Here is a 4,735-nt window from a genome sequence, read left to right as displayed (position 1 = left end):
TTCCGATCTATAATTTAAATATTATATAAAGTTAACAATTAATTATTTCTAATCTATATCAATTGTTAAGGCATTTTTCCACATAAGCGTTTAATTCATTATATTTATCTTTAAATTCTTTATTTAGATTTTCAATTTCTTCTTTATTAGATTCATTATCAATTTTATCCTTTAATTTATGCAGCTCCATAGAAAGCAGGGTTATATTATTATGAATATCATTATTTTTATCATATTTTGGTATACCTATTTGAAATGGTTTTTTAACTATATGCCTTTCTGATAATATTCCGGAGTTCTTTAGCTGATTAATTAAATAATCAGAATTTAATATTCCACATATATAATATGCCTCGTTTTTGTCATCAAAATATGCATAAAATGCAGTATAATCAACCAATATGTTTTTATTTTCTACAACGGCAGATCTTATTCTTGTCCCGCTTGTATTATAAACAACCATATAATTATATTTATGCTGTGATAATAATTTATTTCCATAGTTTAACCAGTCTATAAAACTCATAGAATTGGCATCGTTTTTTGCAGTTGTAAACTTATTTCCTCTATTTTTCTCCCAGTCCTCTTCTATTTCATTTAATTTTTCTATGTAATTTTTTAATAGATTGTTTTGTATTGTATTCATATTTTTTGTTTCATATATATTATTTTTTATTGAATATGTGTATGGTATTGTGTCTTTATTCTCATCAATAATAAATGTATAATCCATTACAGGCAATACTGCCTTATCATGTAAATGAATTCCAAAATTCTCAATAGATTCACCTAAAATTATATTGTATATTAAATCTTTAAGTGCATAAAAATTATTCCATACAAAAGAATAATTTCCTTTCTTATGCCTTTTATCTGCTGTTAATGGGTTATATTTATCCATAGTTTTTATCAAATATGCATATTCCTCCTCTTTCAATATATCTACAAAGAAATAAGGCCTTGGGAATATTGTTGCACCTCTTTTGAATATACTTTTATAAATAGAATTTTTACCGAAATTCATCGGTTTATCTGAAATAGCAGATTCGTTCTCTGAGGCATTAATATAATACTTTTTATTTATTATGTCATAATCTATATTATTACTGAAAACGTCAATTTTTTTATTTGCAGAATTTTTTATTAATGAGCCATTTATATATTTGCACTTTTTTAAATTGAAATCAAAAACTATTATACATGAGGGTTTTCTAAATGGATTAATAGAATTATCAATATCTATTAAATTGCTTATATTTGTTGAATTAACCCATGCTTTTGTTCTTAAACCATTATACTGTGAGGCGTTCATAATGGATCTGGTTATAACAAAGCCTATTTTACCCGTAATTTTTTTATTTTTCCTTTTTAAATATTCAGATGACCTTGCAATAAAAAAACCAGCATAATCAACATTGGCCTTATTTTGTGAGCCATGTTTCATGTTGTATTCATCATAAATGGAATCCAGATCATGTTGCCTTTCATATGATGTTTCCCTATAAGTTAACCATGGAGGATTCCCTAATACAACATCAATTTTATTTCTAAAATAATATGGTGTGTATATGTTTTTTAAAACATAGAACCATATGCCGTCCTTCTTATTATTAACCAATTGTATTAATTTTTTAATTAGATCTGAGTTGTAATTAAATTTTTTTGGTACATTTATACTTACTGTTTTTAAATTGTTGTATACAAATATTTTCATATCCTCTATATATTTATTTAGCTGTATTATTGGCTCATTTCCTTCATCAACATAAGAATAATCGAATTCTGCCTTTATATTTGCTATTGGATTAAAATCTATTGTAACGCTCTGTATATCAGCATTTAATGAACTTCTTTTATAATATGTCATTAGTGAATCTGCCAAAAATACTGGAATAATCAAGTCTAATTTTTGCTTTAAATAATCCTTGCCAAGGGATAATATATAATTTGCCTTTGAAAATACAACTGCAAGAGGATTTATATCAAAGCCTATTACCTGATCTGGAATATTATTATTTGAACCGAGATTCTTTTTTCTTTCAATGCTTAACTTTAAAAATGTTCCTGAACCACATGCAGGATCTAAAATTACATTGTCCTTTTCAACTAAATCATCGACTAAAATTTTTGCAAGCCATTCCGGTGTATAAAACTCACCGAGATTATGCCTCTCACTTGGTGATATAACGCTTTCATATAAAACCCTGAAGATATCATCATTTATATTGGAAAAATCGTATAAATCTATTTCTTCATTAATATATAAGAAAAATTTGTTATTCTTATCTACAAATATATCAAAAAAGTTATCGGGCTCCACAAAATTCATTATCCCCTTAGCCTCAAAAGCAGAACCATTTAATATATTTTCTGTATTATTTTCACCTAAAACCTTACCAACTATAAATAAGGAATAATAGTATATTATTACGTGCCTTAAATAAAATTCTAATGATATCTCATTATTATTTCCTAAAACCTTGGCCACATAATTTTTCCACTCATCAAACTTAATGGCATATTCCAGATTATCAATATTTATTTTATTATTTTGAATATTTTTTAGTATTTCATTCTGTAAATCCAAAAGCCTTGGTATTATAATATCAATTTTGGGATTTAACTTTATACCTTTTGGATTAAATAATAAGTATAGTCTTGTATATAAATTGTTTAAGGTATAATCATCATTTTGATCTTTTATTTCATGGTTTAATATAAAATCATACTCCTTCTGCTCATTGGTATTGTATACCTCAAATATATTTCCATCGGTTACAATTAATTTAGAAACTGTATATCCATTTTCCTCTCTAGTATTTTTATACCTTTTTAATTCCTCCAATGCCTTTTCCCTTGTACTTTTATTTATTTCATCCTTTGTTTCTATTAATATTCCCGCATAATAAACATCATTTCTATTCTCCTCAAAACCTATAAATTCTGGCTTTATTCCCATTATATTTACCATTAATTTGCTTACCATATACGCCCTTTTATTTAATTCTCCCTTTTTTGTAGGTAAAATCTTTAAATATTCCTTTATATTGCTTTCAAAATTATCTGGATAAATATACTCTAACTGATTTATCATTATATGTCTTTAATATAGATTTATTTTTAAATTTTTGTATTGAATTATTAAAATACTTATGCAATTATTATTAAAATTTTTAATAAGTCAATTTATCTTTCATCTTTAAATATTTTTTATAATTTGCAATAAAAGCATTCCTTGGTGAATTCTTTATTGCAAACCTTGTCTTTATGTTAAATGTTAAATCATATAAATCATAGACATCAAAATTGTCTGTATGATATTTTTCTTTATATAGATCCTCCAGGAATTTATATTCCCTAAAGATCCTTTTTTCATATAATTTCTTTGCAGGCCTGTAATTATAGTCATCCAGTATTTTTTGTTTATCATCTATTTTAATGGCCTTTATCATTTTTGCCCTCCTTTTTTATCATTTTTATTGGATCTTTATAATGCATGTATGAAACCATATCAAGCAGCTTCATTGTTTTTAGTATTTCCTTTAATTTTTCAAATTCAATATTTGTTTCATTCCTTAACTCATAGATATCCATGGGCCTTGTTCTCAATGCCATTATAATTTTATTCCAGTCCTCTGGAAGATCCATAAAAAATCTGCCATCCTTAATCATCTGTATCATCCCCTGGATCTTCCGGTAATGGTTCATTGATATCAGGCCCTGGATGAAAGGGCATCTTAAATGGGAAATCATATCCATAAATGGCATTTTTGGATGCAAAGGATGTTTTAGGTATAATTATACCCTTAAGTGCATTTATTTTGAAAAGTATATAAAGAAAATGATTTTTTTGCCTTAAATTATAATATATCAGCATTATTTTTTGATTGGCATGGATGTAAAAAATAGATGATAACTTTTTAATTGAATCTTTAAACTGTTTTGGATGTTTTAATATTTGCTTTTTGTTTATAATATGCCCTTGATGTGTAATTATTCCATTAATTGATATTAATTTCTCTGAATCAATTATAAAGCCATTATTTTTATTAAAAATACAATATATCATCATTATTTTTTTCCCTCCTTGTATCTTTTTAATGCCTCTGAGCCTTTCATTGCTAAATTTCTATTCTTTTCAATCTGCTTATTGCTAATCTCTGGATGTGAGTTAAGCCATGCCTCCTCCCTGTCCCTGTATAATTTATCTATGGCCTTCTGGCCTCTTGATTCCACTGAATCGGGAACATCTGGATCGATCCCCTCTATGCCCCTTTTTATGATGAAATTCCTGTTAAGCATATTGTAAGTAAAATATCCCGGTGCATTCTTCTTTTTAAGTTTTTTCTGGTTTATTGCAACAATATTATCCTTATATTCAGGATTATTGCATGGATCCTCATCTGAATACCATATATATTTGGAATTGTCCTTAAGCATGGGGCATAATTGATTGTTGCATCCCCTTTTCCAGTAAGGGCATTCCTCATTGCCCTGTTTTTCTTTTGATTTTTTTAACGATTCTATATACTCTTTAACCTGCCTTGCCTCTTTATCATTCAATTCCTCTGATTCTATAAAACTGTCAAGATTCATATTATAACACCTCTATTTTGATTATTCCCTGCTTTAACAAAATTAATTTCTTATTCTCAGAGTCTAATAAAATCTCATACTGGCCAAAGCCTATCATTTTGCCCTTTATTGTCTCACCGTTTAATAATGAAAAAATAAG

Annotated in this window: 5 protein-coding genes; all 5 read right to left on the bottom strand. The window is 26.8% G+C overall.

Annotation, left to right across the window (positions count from 1 at the left end; genetic code table 11):
• Positions 1 to 58: 58 nt before the first annotated feature.
• On the bottom strand, positions 59 to 3,094 hold the full coding sequence (locus AOG55_RS06250; RefSeq protein WP_055041042.1) for a DNA methyltransferase: 3,036 nt from the start codon (positions 3,092 to 3,094) through the stop codon (positions 59 to 61).
• Between the two features lie 79 nt (positions 3,095 to 3,173).
• Positions 3,174 to 3,452 carry a hypothetical protein gene (locus AOG55_RS06245; protein ID WP_054963973.1) on the bottom strand — a complete coding sequence of 93 codons (279 nt, stop codon included), beginning with the start codon at positions 3,450 to 3,452 and terminating at the stop codon, positions 3,174 to 3,176.
• Positions 3,436 to 3,672 carry a hypothetical protein gene (locus tag AOG55_RS06240; protein WP_055041041.1) on the bottom strand — a complete coding sequence of 79 codons (237 nt, stop codon included), beginning with the start codon at positions 3,670 to 3,672 and terminating at the stop codon, positions 3,436 to 3,438. Before AOG55_RS06240 ends, AOG55_RS06245 begins: the two co-directional genes overlap by 17 nt.
• Positions 3,665 to 4,072 (bottom strand): hypothetical protein, encoded by a 408-nt coding sequence (locus AOG55_RS06235; RefSeq protein WP_156318772.1) that lies wholly within the window; start codon positions 4,070 to 4,072, stop codon positions 3,665 to 3,667. The genes AOG55_RS06240 and AOG55_RS06235 overlap by 8 nt, the downstream gene beginning before the upstream one ends.
• Positions 4,072 to 4,596 carry a hypothetical protein gene (locus AOG55_RS06230; protein WP_055041039.1) on the bottom strand — a complete coding sequence of 175 codons (525 nt, stop codon included), beginning with the start codon at positions 4,594 to 4,596 and terminating at the stop codon, positions 4,072 to 4,074. Before AOG55_RS06230 ends, AOG55_RS06235 begins: the two co-directional genes overlap by 1 nt.
• Positions 4,597 to 4,735: the final 139 nt, after the last annotated feature.

This window comes from Acidiplasma cupricumulans (assembly GCF_001402935.1).
Lineage (GTDB): Archaea > Thermoplasmatota > Thermoplasmata > Thermoplasmatales > Thermoplasmataceae > Acidiplasma > Acidiplasma aeolicum.
Note: the sequence above shows the minus strand (reverse complement) of the source record. Positions and strands in the feature narration are given on the sequence as shown.